Origin of the sequence: Streptomyces sp. NPDC101178, assembly GCF_044767965.1 — a bacterium.
GTDB lineage: Bacteria > Actinomycetota > Actinomycetes > Streptomycetales > Streptomycetaceae > Streptomyces.
Genome location: NZ_JBIWOZ010000012.1, coordinates 66,097 through 82,143 on the forward strand (window position 1 = coordinate 66,097; position 16,047 = coordinate 82,143).

Here is a 16,047-nt window from a genome sequence, read left to right on the forward strand (position 1 = left end):
GGACGCTCTCGTCCCTCCGACGGAAGTGGAAGACGTCCGCCGGAGGAAGCCGCACATGACATCGCCGCAGTACCGCCAGGTACCCGCCCAGGTCGACCTGCCCGCGCTGGAGCACGCCGTGCTCGACTTCTGGCTCGAGAACAAGGTCTTCGCCAAGAGCCTGGACCAGTCCGAGGGCCGCCCGGAGTGGGTCTTCTACGAGGGCCCGCCCACCGCCAACGGCATGCCCGGCGCCCACCACATCGAGGCCCGCGTCTTCAAGGACGTCTTCCCGCGCTTCCGCACCATGCAGGGCTACCACGTGGGCCGCAAGGCCGGCTGGGACTGCCACGGCCTGCCGGTCGAGCTCGCCGTGGAGAAGGAACTGGGCTTCAACGGCAAGAAGGACATCGAGGCGTTCGGCATCGCCGAGTTCAACGCCAGGTGCCGCGAGTCGGTGACCCGCCACACCGACGCCTTCGCCGAGCTCACGACCCGTATGGGGTACTGGGTCGACCTGGACGACGCGTACCGCACGATGGACCCGGAGTACGTGGACTCCGTCTGGTGGTCGCTGAAGGAGATCTTCAACAAGGACCTGCTGGTCCAGGACCACCGCGTCGCCCCCTGGTGCCCGCGCTGCGGCACCGGCCTCTCCGACCACGAGCTGGCGCAGGGGTACGAGACGGTCGTCGACCCGTCCGTCTTCGTCCGCTTCCCGCTGACCTCCGGCCCGCTGGCCGGCGAGGCGGCGCTCCTGGTCTGGACGACGACCCCGTGGACGCTGGTCTCCAACACGGCCGTCGCCGCGCACCCCGAGGTCCGCTACGTCGTCGCGACGAACGGCGAGGAGAAGCTCGTCGTCGCCGAACCGCTCCTGGAGAAGGCGCTCGGCGAGGGCTGGGAGGCGACCGGCCGGTCGTTCACCGGCGCGGAGATGGAGCGCTGGACGTACGAGCGCCCGTTCGACCTCGTCGACTTCCCGGCCGAGGCGCACTACGTGGTCAACGCCGAGTACGTCACGACCGAGGACGGTACGGGTCTGGTCCACCAGTCCCCCGCGTTCGGCGCGGACGACCTCCTGGTCTGCCGTGCGTACGGTCTCCCGGTGGTCAACCCGGTCCGCCCGGACGGCACGTTCGAGGAAGACCTCCCCCTGGTCGGCGGCGTCTTCTTCAAGAAGGCCGACGAGGCGCTCACCGCGGACCTGGACGCGCGGGGCAAGCTCTTCCGCCACGTCCCGTACGAGCACAGCTACCCGCACTGCTGGCGCTGCCACACGGCGCTGCTCTACTACGCGCAGCCGTCCTGGTACATCCGTACGACCGCGATCAAGGACCGTCTCCTCCAGGAGAACGAGAAGACCAACTGGTACCCGGACTCGGTCAAGAACGGCCGCTTCGGCGACTGGCTGAACAACAACGTGGACTGGGCGCTGTCCCGTAACCGCTACTGGGGCACGCCGCTGCCGATCTGGCGCTGCGAGGACAACCACCTGACGTGCGTGGGCTCGCGAGCGGAACTCACGGAACTGACAGGCCGGGACCAGTCGTCACTCGACCCCCACCGCCCGTTCATCGACGAGATCACCTTCACCTGCACGCACGAGAACTGCCAGCTGGAGGCGTACCGCGTCCCGGAGGTCATCGACGCCTGGTACGACTCGGGTTCGATGCCGTTCGCGCAGTGGGGCTACCCGTACAAGAACAAGGAAGTCTTCGAGAGCCGCTACCCGGCGCAGTTCATCTCGGAGGCCATCGACCAGACCCGCGGCTGGTTCTACACGCTGATGGCGGTAGGAACGCTGGTCTTCGACAAATCCTCGTACGAGAACGTGGTCTGCCTGGGCCACATCCTCGCCGAGGACGGCCGCAAGATGTCCAAGCACCTGGGCAACATCCTCCAGCCGATCCCGCTGATGGACCAGCACGGGGCGGACGCGGTGCGGTGGTTCATGGCGGCGGGCGGCTCCCCGTGGGCGGCGCGGCGGGTGGGCCACGGCACGATCCAGGAGGTCGTCCGCAAGACGCTCCTGACGTACTGGAACACGGTCGCGTTCCAGGCCCTGTACGCGCGCACCTCGTCCTGGGCCCCGTCGGCGGCCGACCCGGCCCCGGCGGACCGCACGGTCCTGGACCGCTGGCTGCTGAGCGAACTGGGCGCGCTGGTCGACCAGATGACGGTCGCGATGGAGAGTTACGACACCCAGCGCGCCGGCAAGCTGCTCTCGGCGTTCGTGGACGACCTCTCCAACTGGTACGTCCGCCGCTCGCGCCGCCGCTTCTGGCAGGGCGACAAGGCGGCGCTGCGCACGCTGCACGAGGTCGTGGAGACGGTGACGCGGCTGATGGCGCCGCTGGTCCCGTTCATCACGGAGCGGGTCTGGCAGGACCTGATCGCGCCGGTCACGCCGGAGGCCCCGGAGTCGGTACACCTGTCCTCCTGGCCGACGCCGGACACGACGGCGATCGACCCGACCCTGTCGACCCAGATGGCGCTGGTGCGCCGCCTGGTGGAGCTGGGCCGCGCGACGCGCGCGGAGTCGGGCGTGAAGACCCGCCAGCCGCTGTCGCGGGCGCTGGTGGCGGCGGCGGGCTTCGACGCTCTCCCCGCCGAGCTGCGCGCGCAGATCACGGAGGAGCTGAACGTCACATCACTCGCCTCCCTCTCGGAGGTCGGCGGCTCGCTGGTCGACACGACGGCGAAGGCGAACTTCCGGGCGCTCGGCAAGCGGTTCGGCAAGGGCGTGCAGGCGGTGGCCAAGGCGGTGGCCGAGGCGGACGCGGCGGCGCTCTCGTCGGCCCTGCGCGAGGGCACGGCGTCGGTCGAGGTGGAGGGCGAGAGCATCACGCTCTCCCCCGACGAGGTGATCATCACGGAGACCCCGCGCGAGGGCTGGTCGGTCGCCTCGGACGCCGGCGCGACGGTGGCCCTGGACCTGGAGATCACCCCGGAACTGCGCCGCGCGGGCCTGGCCCGTGACGCGATCCGCCTGATCCAGGAGGCCCGCAAGAACAGCGGCCTGGACGTGGCGGACCGCATCGCCGTCCGCTGGACCACGACGTCCCCGGCCACGGCGGAGGCCCTCACGGAGCACGCGCCGCTGATCTCCGAGGAGGTCCTGGCGGTGGACTACGCGGAGGGCGAGGCGGACGACTCCTACGGTGCCCCGTTCGAGGACGAGGGCCTGGCCCTGGTGTTCCGCCTGCGCAAGCGGTAGGTCCGTACGCCTGAGGGCCCGGCCGGATACGTTCCGGCCGGGCCCTTCGTCGTACCCCTCAGGGGCTCCGCCCCGAGATCAAGCCCCTCCGGCGCTTGAGGAGCGAGGTCCGGGGCAGCGCCCCGAAATCAAGCCCGTCCGGCGCTTGAGGACAGAGGGGGCCCGGGGCGCAGCTCCGGTTTCGGGAAGGGGCGGGTAGGGGAACAGCCCGCCGCAGGCGCCCCGGTCACACCGGCCACCGCCCGCGGCAGAGGGCCGGGCCCCGGGGAAAACCCCGGGGCCCGGCCCTCTGACTGCCGACGGCTACGCGCTCAGCGAGCGCGCACCGATCAGTTGTCGTCCTCGTCGATCAGGAACCCACGCATCGGCGACGGCGCCTGCTGCATCGGCTGCGGCGCCTGAGGCCGAACCGGCGCCATCGGCTGCGTCATCGCGGGCGACATCTGCTGCTGCCCGCCGTAGGACGGCGCACCGCCCATGGACTGGCCGCCACCCATCTGCTGGCCACCGTGGCCGCCGTGGTTGGAGCTGCCCATGGAGTGACCCATCGCACCCGCACCGGCCGGAGCCAGCGAGGGGGACGGCGGCAGCGAGGCCGTCGCCGGCGTCCGCGGCGGGGCGAGCGAGTCGTCCGACTGGGTCTCCAGCTGACGCAGCTGGCTCTCCAGGTAGGACTTCAGTCGCGTGCGGTACTCGCGCTCGAAGCCCCGCAGGTCCTCGACCTTGCGCTCCAGCGTCGCGCGGGCCGACTCCAGCGAGCCCATCGCCACGCGGTGCTTCTCCTGCGCGTCCCGCTCCAGGGCGTCCGCCTTGGCACGGGCGTCGCGCTCCAGACCCTCGGCACGGCTGCGCGCCTCGCCGACGATCTTGTTGGCCTCGGAACGGGCCTCCGCGATCGCCTGGTCGGCGGTCTGCTGCGCGAGCGAGAGGACACGGGCGGCGCTGTCGCCACCGGGGCCCTGACCCTGCTGCTGCATCTGCGGCTGCTGCATCTGCTGCATTTGCTGCATCTGCTGCTGGGGGTGCTGACCCATGGGGCCGCCCATCGGACCGCCCATGGGGCCGCCCTGCATCGGGCCCTGACCCTGCGGGCCGCCGTGGCCGCCCTGGGGGCCGTGGCCGCTGGGGCCGGCGGGCAGCTGCGGCGCGCCACCGGGCAGCTGGGGCGGACCCATCTGCGGGGGCTGCTGCTGCTGCGGCGGTCCAGATATGGCGGCGGGTACGGGAGCGCCCGGGCGATCCTGCTGCTCCGGGGGCTTGCGCATACCCTGCTGCTGTTGCTGCTGCTGGTTCTGCGCGGCGGCACGCGTCGCGGCGGCCAACTTGGCGCGCAGGTCCTCGTTCTCACGGAGCAGACGGGTCAGCTCCGATTCGACCTCGTCGAGAAAGGCATCGACCTCGTCCTCGTCATAGCCTTCTCGGAGGCGGACGGTCGTGAACTGCTTGTTCCGCACGTCCTCGGGGGTCAACGGCATCTCTTCTTCACCTCTACGTAGTCGTCGGCAGTCGGCAAGACCGTATCGCTCACAACCTGATCACAATGCTGATCAGGATGTAGACGATGATCATCAGAACGAAGAAGGACAGGTCGAGTGCCACGCCCCCGAGACGCAGCGGCGGAATGAACCGCCGCAGAAGCTTGAGCGGTGGATCGGTGACAGTGTAGGTGGCCTCAAGTACGACCACCATCGCCTTACCGGGTTGCCATGAACGCGCGAACTGGAAGACGTAGTCCATGACCAGCCGGAAGATCAGCACGATGAGGAAACACATCAGCGCGATATAGACCACATCCAGTGCGACGCCCATGTCCCGCTGTTCCCTCTCCCCTGGCTCTCATAGCTCCGGCCGCTCGGCCGGTTCCGGCCTCGCGGCCGGGTTGTTCCCGGTGTCGTGTTCTCAGCTCTGGTTGAAGAATCCGCCCTCTGCGATGCGGGCCTTGTCCTCCGCCGTGACATCGACGTTAGCAGGCGACAACAGGAACACCTTCTGCGTCACGCGTTCAATGCTGCCATGGAGCCCGAAGACGAGTCCTGCGGCAAAGTCGACAAGTCGCTTCGCGTCCGTATCGTCCATCTCCGTGAGATTCATGATCACCGGAGTGCCCTCACGGAAGTGTTCCCCGATGGTACGGGCCTCGTTGTAGGTCCTGGGATGCAGCGTGGTGATGCGGTACGGCTCCCGCTCGGACACGACCTTGGGCATGATCACCGGTGCGTTCTTCTCCATGTTCGGGCGTTCAGGTGTGATGGATGCCACGGGTGCGATCCGGGCGGGTCGCACACTTTCCGCGGGGAGCTGAACCGGCTCGCGCTGGGCGGGTGGCTGCACCACTCGTACCGGTTCATCCCTTTCGCGCTCCCGCTCGCGTTCCACCTGGTGCGGGGGCTGATGCCGTCGCCGCTCGGGCTCCGGCTCAGGTTCGAATTCGTCATCGGGGTCGAACCCCGGACCGTCGTACCCATCGTCCTCCACGAGGCCGAGGTAGACCGCCATCTTGCGCATCGCGCCGGCCATGCTCCGAGTCCTCCGCTCTGTGGTGGATCGGCATTCGTCACCAAGTGCCCGCGATCCACGGTGGTCCGCCCCGCCGTGCCGGGCAATGACCATATTTTCTGCTGTGGTCCGACTTGCTTCGCGACGTTACCCGAGCCCGGGTCGGACTCCGAGTACCGCCGTACCGACGCGTACATGTGTCGCTCCGGCCGCCACCGCGTCCTCCAGGTCCGCACTCATACCTGCGGAGACCATGGTGGCAGCCGGATGACCGGCGCGCAGGCGGGTGGCGATTTCCATCAGCCGGTCGAACGCGGCCCGTTGCCTGCCGGCAAACGGTCCGGCCAGCGGCGCCACGGTCATCAGACCGTCCAGCCGCAGCCCCTCCGCCGCGTCGACCGCGGCCGCCAACTCCTCGATCCCGTCCGGCGCGACCCCGCCGCGCTCACCGCTCTCCGCGTCCAGGGCGACCTGGATCAGACAGCCGAGCTCGCGCTCCGCGCGGACCGCGGCGGCCGAGAGGGCGGTGACGAGCTTGATCCGGTCGACCGACTGCACCACATCGGCATAACTCGTCACAGAACGAACCTTGTTCGTCTGCAATTGTCCGACAAAGTGCCACATCAGGGAAAGATCCGCACAAGCGGCGGCTTTCGGTGCCGCGTCCTGGTCACGATTCTCCGCGACATGGCGCACACCCAGCTCCCGCAGCATCCGCACGTCGCTCGCGGGGTAGGTCTTGGTGACCACGATCAGGGTCACGTCCTCGCGCTTGCGCCCGGCCGCCGCACAGGCGGAGGTGATCCTTTCCTCCACCTGTGCCAGATTCGCCGCGAGTTGAGCCTTACGGTCCGTCATGCCCTATCAGTCCAACCAGACATATCCGGCGAACCGCCCGGTGGTGCGGTCGCGGCGGTACGAGAAGTGATCGCCCGATTCACGGGTGCAGACCGGCGAACGGTGCAGGTCGCTCACGCCGAGAGCGGCGAGCTGGGCATGGACTCCGCCGGTGACGTCGACCGCCGGCGTCCCCCAGCTGGTCTCGGACCAGGTGCCGGGGACGGCTTCGGCGACCTCGGCCCGCATCTCCTCGGGCACTTCGTAGCACCGTCCGCAGACGGCCGGTCCGGTGTGCGCGGTGATCCGGGACGGGTGTGCGCCCCGCGCGGTCATGGCCTCGACCACCGCGGGGACGACTCCGGCGACCAGCCCCGGCCGCCCGGCGTGCGCCGCCCCGACGACTCCGGCGACCGGGTCGACGAGGAGGACCGGGGTGCAGTCGGCGGTGAGGACCGCGAGCGCCAGGCCGCGCCGTGTGGTCACCACCGCGTCCACGGCCGGGATCTCCGCCTCCGCACCCCAGGGCCCGTCGACCACCGCCACGTCCCGGCCGTGCACCTGGTTCATCCAGACGACCGAGGCCGGGTCGAGGCCGAGCCGGCGGGCCGCGCGCTCGCGGTTCGCGCCGACGGCGGCGGGGTCGTCACCGACCGCGCCGCCGAGGTTGAGCTCACCGTACGGAGCGGCGCTCACTCCGCCCCACCGGTCGGTGAAGGCGAAATGAGCGCTGCCCGTGACGGGTTCCGCCCGGTCCTGACCTATCACTTCAAGAAGTCCGGTACGTCCAGCTCTTCGGCCTGGGTGTCCTGGTAGGGACGGGCCGGCGGAACGTGCGGCGGGGAGACCGGCGACAGCGGGCTCTCGCTCGAAGCCGACGCGGGGGCGGGCTCGGCCGGGGCCGGGCTCTCCTCGCGCGGAGGTACGGACCCGAGTCCGCCCGACGGACGCGCGGGCTCGGCGGAGGACCTGGCCGGGGCGGCCGGCTCCTCCCTCTTGTTCGTGTTGGCGCCGAGGGTGCTCTCGCGCCGGGCCGGCGGCTGCCCGCCGTCGAAGCCCGCCGCGATCACGGTGACCCGGACCTCGTCGCCCAGGGCGTCGTCGATGACGGCGCCGAAGATGATGTTGGCCTCGGGGTGCGCCGCCTCGCTCACCAGCTGGGCGGCCTCGTTGATCTCGAAGAGACCGAGGTCGCTGCCGCCGGAGATGGAGAGCAGGACACCACGGGCGCCGTCGATGGACGCCTCCAGGAGCGGCGAGGAGATCGCCATCTCCGCGGCGGCGACCGCGCGGTCGTCGCCGCGCGCCGAGCCGATGCCCATGAGCGCCGATCCGGCCTCGGACATGACCGACTTGACGTCGGCGAAGTCGAGGTTGATCAGGCCCGGCGTGGTGATCAGGTCGGTGATGCCCTGGACACCCGAGAGCAGGACCTGGTCGGCCGACTTGAAGGCGTCGAGCACGCTGACCTGGCGGTCCGAGATGGACAGCAGGCGGTCGTTGGGGATGACGATGAGGGTGTCGACCTCTTCGCGGAGCTCGGCGATGCCGTCCTCCGCCTGGTTCGCGCGTCGCCGGCCCTCGAAGGTGAACGGGCGGGTGACCACACCGATCGTCAGGGCGCCGAGCGAGCGCGCGATGTTGGCGACGACGGGTGCGCCGCCGGTGCCGGTGCCGCCGCCTTCTCCGGCGGTGACGAAGACCATGTCGGCCCCCTTGAGGACCTCCTCGATCTCCTCACGGTGGTCCTCTGCCGCCTTACGACCGACGGCCGGGTTCGCCCCGGCGCCGAGGCCCCGGGTGAGTTCGCGGCCGACGTCGAGCTTGACGTCGGCGTCGCTCATCAACAGGGCCTGTGCGTCCGTGTTGATCGCGATGAACTCGACGCCCTTGAGACCGACCTCGATCATTCGGTTGATGGCATTGACACCACCGCCGCCGACACCGATGACCTTGATGACTGCGAGGTAGTTCTGCGGTGCTGCCACGTCGAAGGCCTCTCGCCTCGAGTTACGTGTCGTCGCTCGGCGGGTGATCCGCGGCGACGACTGATGTCGATGGGGACGGTCCGAACGCCGACCCAAACCCTAACGTTCAAGTTTAGGGTTACCAGTGTGTCTGCTTCCTGGACTCTTCCGAACAGGACACTAAGTCGACAAGTGGCGCACGTTCAACGAACACGCCGAACCTCCCGTTTTTCTTTTCACCCTATGTGATCACCCGTAGCGCTGACCAACCAGGGGGCTGGCCAGCACAAATGCACGTCAACTCCCCGATACCGCAGGGGCGCTGGGGGCACTCACGTCGAACTGTCCCGCTTTGGGCTCCGCCTTCATGAGCGCGGTGAGAACATCCGCCTTCTCCGGCCCGTCCTCACTACTGCCCCAGATCACCGTCCGGCCACGGGTGAGCCGCAAGGAGATCCCGTCGTACGAGGTGATCCGCACCGCCCTGACCTCCTTCGCGAGACGCTTCGGCAGCTCGCCCGCGACCAGGACGGCTTCCGCCGACAGACCGTCACTGCCGAATCTGCGCAGACTCGCCGACCGTTCCGGCTTCAGCTCCAGCAGCGGTACGCCCTTGGGCGCCCGGTCCACCGTGGCGAAATGGAAGCCCGTTCCGTCGACTTCGACGAACTTCGCACCCTTTTCCACCAGCAGGACCGGCTTGCGTTCCGTCACCTTAAGGCTGATGCGGTCCGGCCAGGACCGCACGACATCCACGGAGTCGATACGTGGCAACTTCTGGAGCAACCGGCCTTCCATCGCGCCGGTGTCCACGGAGATCAGCGGAGCCCCGAGCGGCACGGCGGCGACCGCTTCCACCTCTTCGCGGGTCAGCGCCTCGGCACCGGTGGTGGAGACGCGTTCGACGCGCAGCCAGGAGGAGCCGTACAGCGCCCAGATGACGAACGCGGTGAGCAGGGCCGCCGCGACGCCGATGAGGATCAGGAGCGTACGGCGGCTGAGCCGGCGCCCCTCGGGGCCGATGTGCGGCGGGCGGGCGGTGGTGTCCGCCCGCCCCGTTGCGCCGCGCTGGGCGGTCGTCGGTCCGGCCACGCTCGCTCCTTCGCCGGACCCGGGGCGCCCGCCCCGGGTCCGCACCGCCTCACGCCTGGCGGCGGGAGGCAATCGCTTCGTACACCATGCCGACGAGCAGGTCGTCGGCGTCGCGCCGGCCGAACTCGGCCGCGGCACGGGACATCTCGTACAGCCGGTGGGGGTCCGACAGCACCGGCAGCACGTTGCCCTGCACCCACTCGGGCGTCAGCGCCGCGTCGTCCACCAGCAGGCCGCCGCCGGCGTTGACCACCGGCTGGGCGTTGAGCCGCTGTTCGCCGTTGCCGATGGGCAGCGGGACGTAGGCGGCGGGAAGCCCGACGGCGGAGAGTTCGGCGACGGTCATCGCGCCCGCGCGGCAGAGCATCATGTCGGCCGCGGCGTACGCGAGGTCCATCCGGTCCACGTACGGTACCGGGATGTACGGCGGCATCCCGGGCATGTTGTCGATTCGCGGCAATTCGTTCTTCGGGCCGACCACATGGAGGATCTGGATCCCCGAGCGCTGGAGCAGTGGCGCGACCCGCTGGACCACCTCGTTGAGGTGGCGGGCGCCCTGCGAGCCGCCGGAGACCAGCAGCGTGGGCAGGTTGGGGTCGAGGCCGAAGGAGGCGCGGGCCTCCGGGCGGACCCGGGCGCGGTCCAGGGTGGCGATGGTGCGGCGCAGCGGGATGCCGATGTAGCGGGCGCCGCGCAGCTTGCTGTCCGGCGTGGAGACGGCGACCCCGTGGGCGTACCGCGAGCCGATCTTGTTGGCGAGGCCCGGGCGGGCGTTCGCCTCGTGAACGACGATCGGCACGCCGACGCGCTTGGCGGCGAGGTAGCCGGGCAGCGCGACGTAACCGCCGAAGCCGACCACGCAGTCCGCCTTGGTGCGCTCCAGGATCTGCTCGGCGGCCTTGATGGTGCCGCGCAGCCGGCCCGGGACGGTGATCAGCTCGGGCGTGGGCTTACGCGGCAGCGGTACGGCCGGGATGAGCGCCAGCTCGTACCCCCGCTCGGGTACGAGCCTGGTCTCCAGGCCGCGTTCCGTGCCGAGGGCCGTGATTCCCACGGTCGGGTCCTGCCTGCGCAGGGCGTCTGCGAGGGCAAGCGCGGGCTCGATGTGTCCGGCGGTCCCCCCGCCGGCGAGTACGACATGCACCGAAATTCACCGCTCTCCGGACGGACGCTTCGTGACGCGCCGTCTCATCGTCTTCCATCTCACCCCGGGCCTCCGCATGGCCAGGGCCGCCTTCGCGGCGGGATCGTTCCGCGCGAAGGCGATCATGAGCCCGACCGCGAACATCGTCGGCAGCAGGGCGGATCCTCCGTAGGAGAACAGCGGGAGCGGGACACCGGCGATCGGCAACAGGCCGAGCACCGCACCGATGTTGATCACGGCCTGGGCCATGATCCAGGTGGTCACGCCTCCCGCGGCATACCTGACGAAGGGGTCCTCCGTGCGTCCGGCCACGCGGATACCCGCATAGCCTAGAGCCGCGAAGAGGGCGAGCACGGACAGCGTCCCCGCCAGACCCAGTTCCTCACCGGTGATCGCGAAGATGAAGTCGGTGTGGGGTTCCGGGAGTTGGCCCCATTTTTCCACACTCGCACCGAGCCCGGAACCGAACCATCCGCCGGAGGCCAGAGCGTAGATTCCGTGGGCGGCCTGCCAGCAGCCGTCGTCCGGGTCGGGTTCGCCGATGATGCCCATGCAGGAGAGCCGGGACATCCGGTTGGGGCTGGTCCAGATCAGCAGGAACGCCATGGCGGCGGCGAATCCGAGGACTCCGGCGAAGAGCCGGGTGGGGGCTCCGGCCAGCCAGAGCAGGCCGAAGAGGATGGCCGTGAGGATGATCGCGGTGCCCATGTCGCCGCCGAGCATGATCAGCCCGAGGAGCATGAAGGCGACCGGGACGAGCGGGACGAGCATGTGCTTCCACTGCGTCAGCAACCGCTTGTCCTGCTTGCGGGCGAGCAGGTCGGCGCCCCACAGGATGAGCGCGAGCTTGCCGAACTCGCTGGGCTGGACCTGGAACGGGCCGCCGAGATAGAGCCAGTTCTGGTTGCCGTTGACCGACATCCCTATCCCCGGCACCTGGACCAGGACCATCAGGAAGACGGTGACCATGAGCATCGGGTAGGCCAGACCGCGGTGGAGCTTCACCGGCATCCGGGAGGCGACCATCATCAGCGCGCCGCCGATGACGGCGGCGACGAACTGCTTGCCGAAGAAGTACGTCGACGACTTGTCGATGCTCAACGCCTTGATCATCGAGGCGGAGTAGACCATCACCAGGCCCAGCACGGTGATCAGGAGGCTGGAGCCGAGGATCACGTAGTAGGCGGTCAGAGGTCGGTCCCAGGCCCGGCGTGCCTGCTCGTAGAGGCGCCGGACCCCGCTGCCGCGCGGGGTCCGGGGTGCCGGGGAGCCGCGTCCCGCGCCACGGGGCGGCGCCGGCCGGCGGCTGCGTACGGCGGAGCTCTTCTCGGCCGGCATTGTCGCTGTCCCTCCACTGCTCGTGCCCCAGGGCGCGGCCCCGGCGCGGAGCCCGGTCGGTCAGGCGCTCTTCTCGGCGCGTGCGCGGACCGCGTCCGCGAACGCCTCGCCCCGCTTGATGTAGTTGGTGAACATGTCCATCGAGGCGCAGGCCGGGGCCAGCAGTACCGTATCGCCCGGCCGCGCGAGCCGTGCGGCCTGTTCGACCGCCTCGGACATGGCCCCAGTGTCGGTGCGGTCGAGGTCGACCACCGGGACTTCCGGGGCGTGTCGCGCCAGGGCTTCGTGGATCAGCGCGCGGTCGGCGCCCATCAGGACGACCCCGCGCAGCCGCTTCGCCGCGCCGGTGACCAGCTCGTCGAAGGTGGCGCCCTTGGCGAGGCCGCCGGCGATCCAGACGATGGAGTCGTAGGCGGCGAGCGAGGCCTCGGTGGCGTGGGTGTTGGTGGCCTTGGAGTCGTCGACGTAGGCGACTTCGGCGATGTCCGCGACGTGTTCGATGCGGTGGGCGTCGGGGCGGAAGTTCCGCAGCCCGTCGCGGACGGCGGCCGGTTCCACGCCGAAGGCGCGGGCGAGGGCTGCGGCGGCGAGCGCGTTGGCGATGTTGTGCGGGGCCGGCGGGTTGACGTCGGAGACCTCGGCGAGCTCCTGGGCCTGCTTCTGGCGGTTGGCCACGAACGCCCGGTCGACGAGGATGCCGTCGACCACGCCGAGCTGCGAGGGGCCGGGGGTGCCGAGGGTGAAGCCGATGGCGCGGCAGCCTTCCTCGACGTCGGCCGCGCGGACGAGGTCCTCGGTGGCGGGGTCGGCCGCGTTGTAGACGCAGGCCACCGTGTTGCCCTCGTAGATCCGGCCCTTGTCGGCCGCGTACGCCTCCATCGAGCCGTGCCAGTCGAGGTGGTCCGGCGCCAGGTTGAGGACGGCGGCGGAGTGGGCGCGCAGGGAGGGTGCCCAGTGCAGCTGGTAGCTGGAGAGTTCGACGGCGAGGACGTCGTACTCCTGCTCGCCGAGCACCGCGTCCAGCAGCGAGACGCCGATGTTGCCGACCGCAGCCGTGCGCAGGCCGGCCGCTTCGAGGATCGAGGCCAGCATCCGTACGGTGGTGGTCTTGCCGTTGGTGCCGGTGACGGCGAGCCAGGGCGCGGCCTTGCGGCCGTTCGTCCCGCGCAGCCGCCAGGCGAGTTCGACGTCGCCCCAGATGTCGACGCCCGCCTCGGCGGCAGCCAGGAAGAGCGGCTTGTCCGGCTGCCAGCCGGGGGCGGTGACGACGAGTTCCGTGGACGGCGGCAGGGTGGCGCCGTCGCCGAGGCGCACGGTGACGCCGAGCGCCTCCAGTTCGGCGGCCTGCGCGCGGGCGCGCTCGTCGTCGCCGTCGTTGACGACGGTGACGACCGCTCCGCGCTCGTGCAGGGCGCGGGCCGCGGGGATGCCGCTGACGCCGAGTCCGGCGACGGTGACGTGCTTGCCCTGCCAGTCCACGGTGCTCACTTCTTGGCTGCCCATCCCGCGTAGAAGAGGCCGAGGCCGACGATGACGCACATGCCCTGGATGATCCAGAAGCGGACCACGACCAGGACTTCGGACCACCCCTTGAGTTCGAAGTGGTGTTGGAGCGGCGCCATCCGGAAGACCCGCTTGCCGGTCATCTTGAACGAGCCGACCTGGATGACCACGGACATGGTGATCATCACGAAGAGGCCGCCGAGGATGGCGAGCAGGAACTCGGTGCGGGACAGGATCGCGAGGCCCGCGAGGGCGCCGCCGAGGGCGAGCGAGCCGGTGTCGCCCATGAAGATCTTGGCGGGCGAGGTGTTCCACCACAGGAAGCCGAAGCAGGCGCCCATGAGGGCGGAGGCGACGACAGCGAGGTCGAGTGGGTCCCGTACCTCGAAACAGGCGCTGGGGTTGGTCAGGTTGTCCGCGAAGGCGCAGGACTCCTGGAACTGCCAGAGGCCGATGAAGGTGTAGGCGCCGAAGACCATCACCGAGGCGCCGGTGGCCAGTCCGTCCAGGCCGTCCGTCAGGTTCACGCCGTTGGACATGGCGAGGATCATGAACAGCGCCCAGACGCAGAACAGCACCGGGCCGATCGACCAGCCGAAGTCCTCCACGAAGGAGAGCCGGGTGGAGGCGGGGGTGTTGCCCCGGGAGTCCGCGAACTGGAGCGAGAGCACCGCGAAGGCGATACCGACGATCAGCTGGCCGGCCATCTTCGCCTTGGCCCGCAGACCCAGCGAACGCTGCTTGACGATCTTGATGTAGTCGTCGAGGAAGCCGACGAGGCCCATCCCGGCCATCAGGAACAGCACGAGGATGCCGGAGTACCGGATGTCCTCGCCGGTGATCACCTTCGCCAGGACGTACGCGATGATCGTCGCCAGGATGAAGGCGATGCCGCCCATCGTGGGCGTGCCCTTCTTGCTGCCGTGGGTGCGCGGGCCGTCGTCCCGGATGAACTGCCCGTACCCCTTGCGGGCCAGCAGCTTGATCAGCAGCGGGGTGCCGACCAGGGTCAGGAAGAGCCCGATGGCCCCCGCGAAGAGGATCTGCCTCATCGGCCGGCGACCTCGCCCTCGGTCGAGTTCTCCAGCAGTGCCTGGGCGACCTTCTCCAGGCCGACCGACCGGGACGCCTTCACCAGCACGACGTCTCCCGGGCGCAGTTCACTGCGCAACAGGTCGACGGCCGCCTGTGCGTCGGACACGTGCACCGACTCCTCACCCCACGAACCCTCGTTATATGCGCCCAGTTGCAGCCAGGAGGCTTCTCTCCCCCCGACAGCGACGAGCTTGCTGACGTTGAGCCGGACGGCGAGCCGTCCGACCGCGTCGTGCTCGGCGAGCGACGCGTCACCGAGCTCGGCCATCTGGCCGAGCACCGCCCAGGTGCGCCCCCCGTCGGCCGCTCGGGCCTGGCCCATGGCAGCCAGCGCACGCAGTGCGGCTCTCATGGATTCGGGGTTCGCGTTGTAGGCGTCGTTGACAACCGTCACACCGTCCCCGCGCTCGGTGACCTCCATGCGCCAGCGGGAGAGGGTGCCCGCCTCCGAGAGCGCCTCGGCGATCTCGGTCACGGACATGCCCAACTCATGGGCGACGGCGGCCGCGGCGAGCGCGTTCGACACGTGGTGCTCACCGTACAGGCGCAAGGTCACGTCGCTGCACCCGGTGGGTGTGTGGAGCTCGAACGCGGGCCGCCCGTCGGCGGTCATCCGGACCTTCTCGCCCCGTACGTCCGCTTCCGGGGCTTCTCCGAAGAGCAGGACGCGGGCCTTGGTGCGCGAAGCCATCGCGCGTACGAGAGGGTCGTCGGCGTTGAGTACGGCGCAGCCGTCCTCGGGGAGCGCCTCGACCAGCTCGCCCTTGGCCTGGGCGATCGCCTCGCGGCTGCCGAACTCCCCGAGGTGGGCGGAGCCGACGTTGAGGACCAGGCCGATGCGGGGCGGGGTGAGCTCGGCGAGGTAGTGGATGTGCCCGATGCCGCGGGCGCCCATCTCCAGGACCAGGTGCTGGGTCTCGGAGGTGGCGCTCAGGGCCGTGATCGGCAGGCCGATCTCGTTGTTGAGGGAGCCCGGCGTCCAGACGGTCGGGCCGTGGCGCTGCAGGAGCTGCGCGATCAGGTCCTTGGTGGACGTCTTGCCCGCGGAGCCGGTGAGCGCGACGACGGTGGTGCCGAGGCGTTCGACGACGGTACGGGCGAGCGCGCCGAGCGCGCCGACGACGTCGTCCACGACGATCGCCGGAACGCCGACAGGGCGGGCGGCGAGTACCGCTGCCGCGCCCGCCTCGACGGCGCGCTGCGCGTAGTCGTGGCCGTCCACGCGCTCGCCGGCGAACGCGGCGAACAGGCTGCCGGGTCCGACCTCGCGGGAGTCGATGACGACGGGGCCGGTGACGGTGACTGCCGGATCCGGTATGTCGTGCGGCTGCCCGCCGACGATTTCGGCGATCTCGGCGAGGGAAAGGGTGATCACT

The 16,047-nt window shown here is 70.1% G+C and carries 13 protein-coding genes; 1 reads left to right on the top strand and 12 read right to left on the bottom strand.

Annotated features, from left to right (window positions below):
• Positions 1–55: 55 nt before the first annotated feature.
• Complete coding sequence (gene ileS, locus ACIRR8_RS28710; RefSeq protein ID WP_404070222.1) at positions 56–3,199, top strand: isoleucine--tRNA ligase; 3,144 nt, start codon at positions 56–58, stop codon at positions 3,197–3,199.
• A 329-nt stretch (positions 3,200–3,528) separates the two neighbouring features.
• Here ileS and ACIRR8_RS28715 read toward each other — a convergent pair whose 3' ends face one another.
• The 12 genes from ACIRR8_RS28715 to murF all read right to left on the bottom strand — a co-directional run bounded on the left by ACIRR8_RS28715 (position 3,529) and on the right by murF (position 16,046).
• A complete protein-coding gene (locus ACIRR8_RS28715; RefSeq protein ID WP_324793327.1) occupies positions 3,529–4,674 on the bottom strand; it encodes a DivIVA domain-containing protein in 1,146 nt (381 codons plus the stop codon).
• Between the two features lie 49 nt (positions 4,675–4,723).
• The gene (locus ACIRR8_RS28720; protein WP_084996064.1) at positions 4,724–5,008 is read right to left on the bottom strand and encodes a YggT family protein; all 285 of its coding nucleotides are present in this window, start codon (positions 5,006–5,008) and stop codon (positions 4,724–4,726) included.
• A 90-nt stretch (positions 5,009–5,098) separates the two neighbouring features.
• Positions 5,099–5,716, bottom strand: a complete 618-nt coding sequence (locus tag ACIRR8_RS28725) for a cell division protein SepF (RefSeq protein WP_404070225.1) — start codon at positions 5,714–5,716, stop codon at positions 5,099–5,101.
• 126 nt (positions 5,717–5,842) lie between these two features.
• A complete protein-coding gene (locus ACIRR8_RS28730; protein WP_404070227.1) occupies positions 5,843–6,553 on the bottom strand; it encodes a YggS family pyridoxal phosphate-dependent enzyme in 711 nt (236 codons plus the stop codon).
• A gap of 6 nt (positions 6,554–6,559) precedes the next feature.
• On the bottom strand, positions 6,560–7,300 hold the full coding sequence (pgeF, locus tag ACIRR8_RS28735) for a peptidoglycan editing factor PgeF (RefSeq protein WP_404070229.1): 741 nt from the start codon (positions 7,298–7,300) through the stop codon (positions 6,560–6,562).
• The gene (gene ftsZ / locus ACIRR8_RS28740; protein ID WP_404070231.1) at positions 7,297–8,520 is read right to left on the bottom strand and encodes a cell division protein FtsZ; all 1,224 of its coding nucleotides are present in this window, start codon (positions 8,518–8,520) and stop codon (positions 7,297–7,299) included. Before ftsZ ends, pgeF begins: the two co-directional genes overlap by 4 nt.
• A gap of 276 nt (positions 8,521–8,796) precedes the next feature.
• Positions 8,797–9,591, bottom strand: coding sequence for a cell division protein FtsQ/DivIB (locus ACIRR8_RS28745; protein WP_404070233.1), 795 nt, complete (start codon positions 9,589–9,591; stop codon positions 8,797–8,799).
• A gap of 49 nt (positions 9,592–9,640) precedes the next feature.
• Entirely contained in the window at positions 9,641–10,735 is a 1,095-nt protein-coding gene (gene murG / locus ACIRR8_RS28750; RefSeq protein ID WP_015607995.1) for an undecaprenyldiphospho-muramoylpentapeptide beta-N-acetylglucosaminyltransferase, read from the bottom strand.
• A 6-nt stretch (positions 10,736–10,741) separates the two neighbouring features.
• Entirely contained in the window at positions 10,742–12,073 is a 1,332-nt protein-coding gene (gene ftsW / locus ACIRR8_RS28755) for a putative lipid II flippase FtsW (protein WP_404070235.1), read from the bottom strand.
• Positions 12,074–12,133: 60 nt separating this feature from the next.
• Positions 12,134–13,576: a UDP-N-acetylmuramoyl-L-alanine--D-glutamate ligase gene (gene murD / locus ACIRR8_RS28760; RefSeq protein ID WP_404070237.1), complete on the bottom strand. Its 1,443-nt coding sequence runs from the start codon at positions 13,574–13,576 to the stop codon at positions 12,134–12,136.
• Positions 13,558–14,628 carry a phospho-N-acetylmuramoyl-pentapeptide-transferase gene (gene mraY, locus ACIRR8_RS28765; RefSeq protein ID WP_380955654.1) on the bottom strand — a complete coding sequence of 357 codons (1,071 nt, stop codon included), beginning with the start codon at positions 14,626–14,628 and terminating at the stop codon, positions 13,558–13,560. Before mraY ends, murD begins: the two co-directional genes overlap by 19 nt.
• On the bottom strand, positions 14,625–16,046 hold the full coding sequence (murF, locus tag ACIRR8_RS28770; protein WP_404070239.1) for a UDP-N-acetylmuramoyl-tripeptide--D-alanyl-D-alanine ligase: 1,422 nt from the start codon (positions 16,044–16,046) through the stop codon (positions 14,625–14,627). The genes mraY and murF overlap by 4 nt, the downstream gene beginning before the upstream one ends.
• Position 16,047 lies beyond the last annotated feature (1 nt).

Coding starts and splice junctions, on each gene's coding strand:
- mraY (WP_380955654.1), bottom strand. CDS start 14,628: ATGAGGCAGATCCTCTTCGCGGGGGCCATCGGGCTCTTCCTGACCCTG.
- ACIRR8_RS28715 (WP_324793327.1), bottom strand. CDS start 4,674: ATGCCGTTGACCCCCGAGGACGTGCGGAACAAGCAGTTCACGACCGTC.
- ACIRR8_RS28730 (WP_404070227.1), bottom strand. CDS start 6,553: ATGACGGACCGTAAGGCTCAACTCGCGGCGAATCTGGCACAGGTGGAG.
- murD (WP_404070237.1), bottom strand. CDS start 13,576: ATGGGCAGCCAAGAAGTGAGCACCGTGGACTGGCAGGGCAAGCACGTC.
- ACIRR8_RS28720 (WP_084996064.1), bottom strand. CDS start 5,008: ATGGGCGTCGCACTGGATGTGGTCTATATCGCGCTGATGTGTTTCCTC.
- ileS (WP_404070222.1), top strand. CDS start 56: ATGACATCGCCGCAGTACCGCCAGGTACCCGCCCAGGTCGACCTGCCC.
- ACIRR8_RS28725 (WP_404070225.1), bottom strand. CDS start 5,716: ATGGCCGGCGCGATGCGCAAGATGGCGGTCTACCTCGGCCTCGTGGAG.
- ftsW (WP_404070235.1), bottom strand. CDS start 12,073: ATGCCGGCCGAGAAGAGCTCCGCCGTACGCAGCCGCCGGCCGGCGCCG.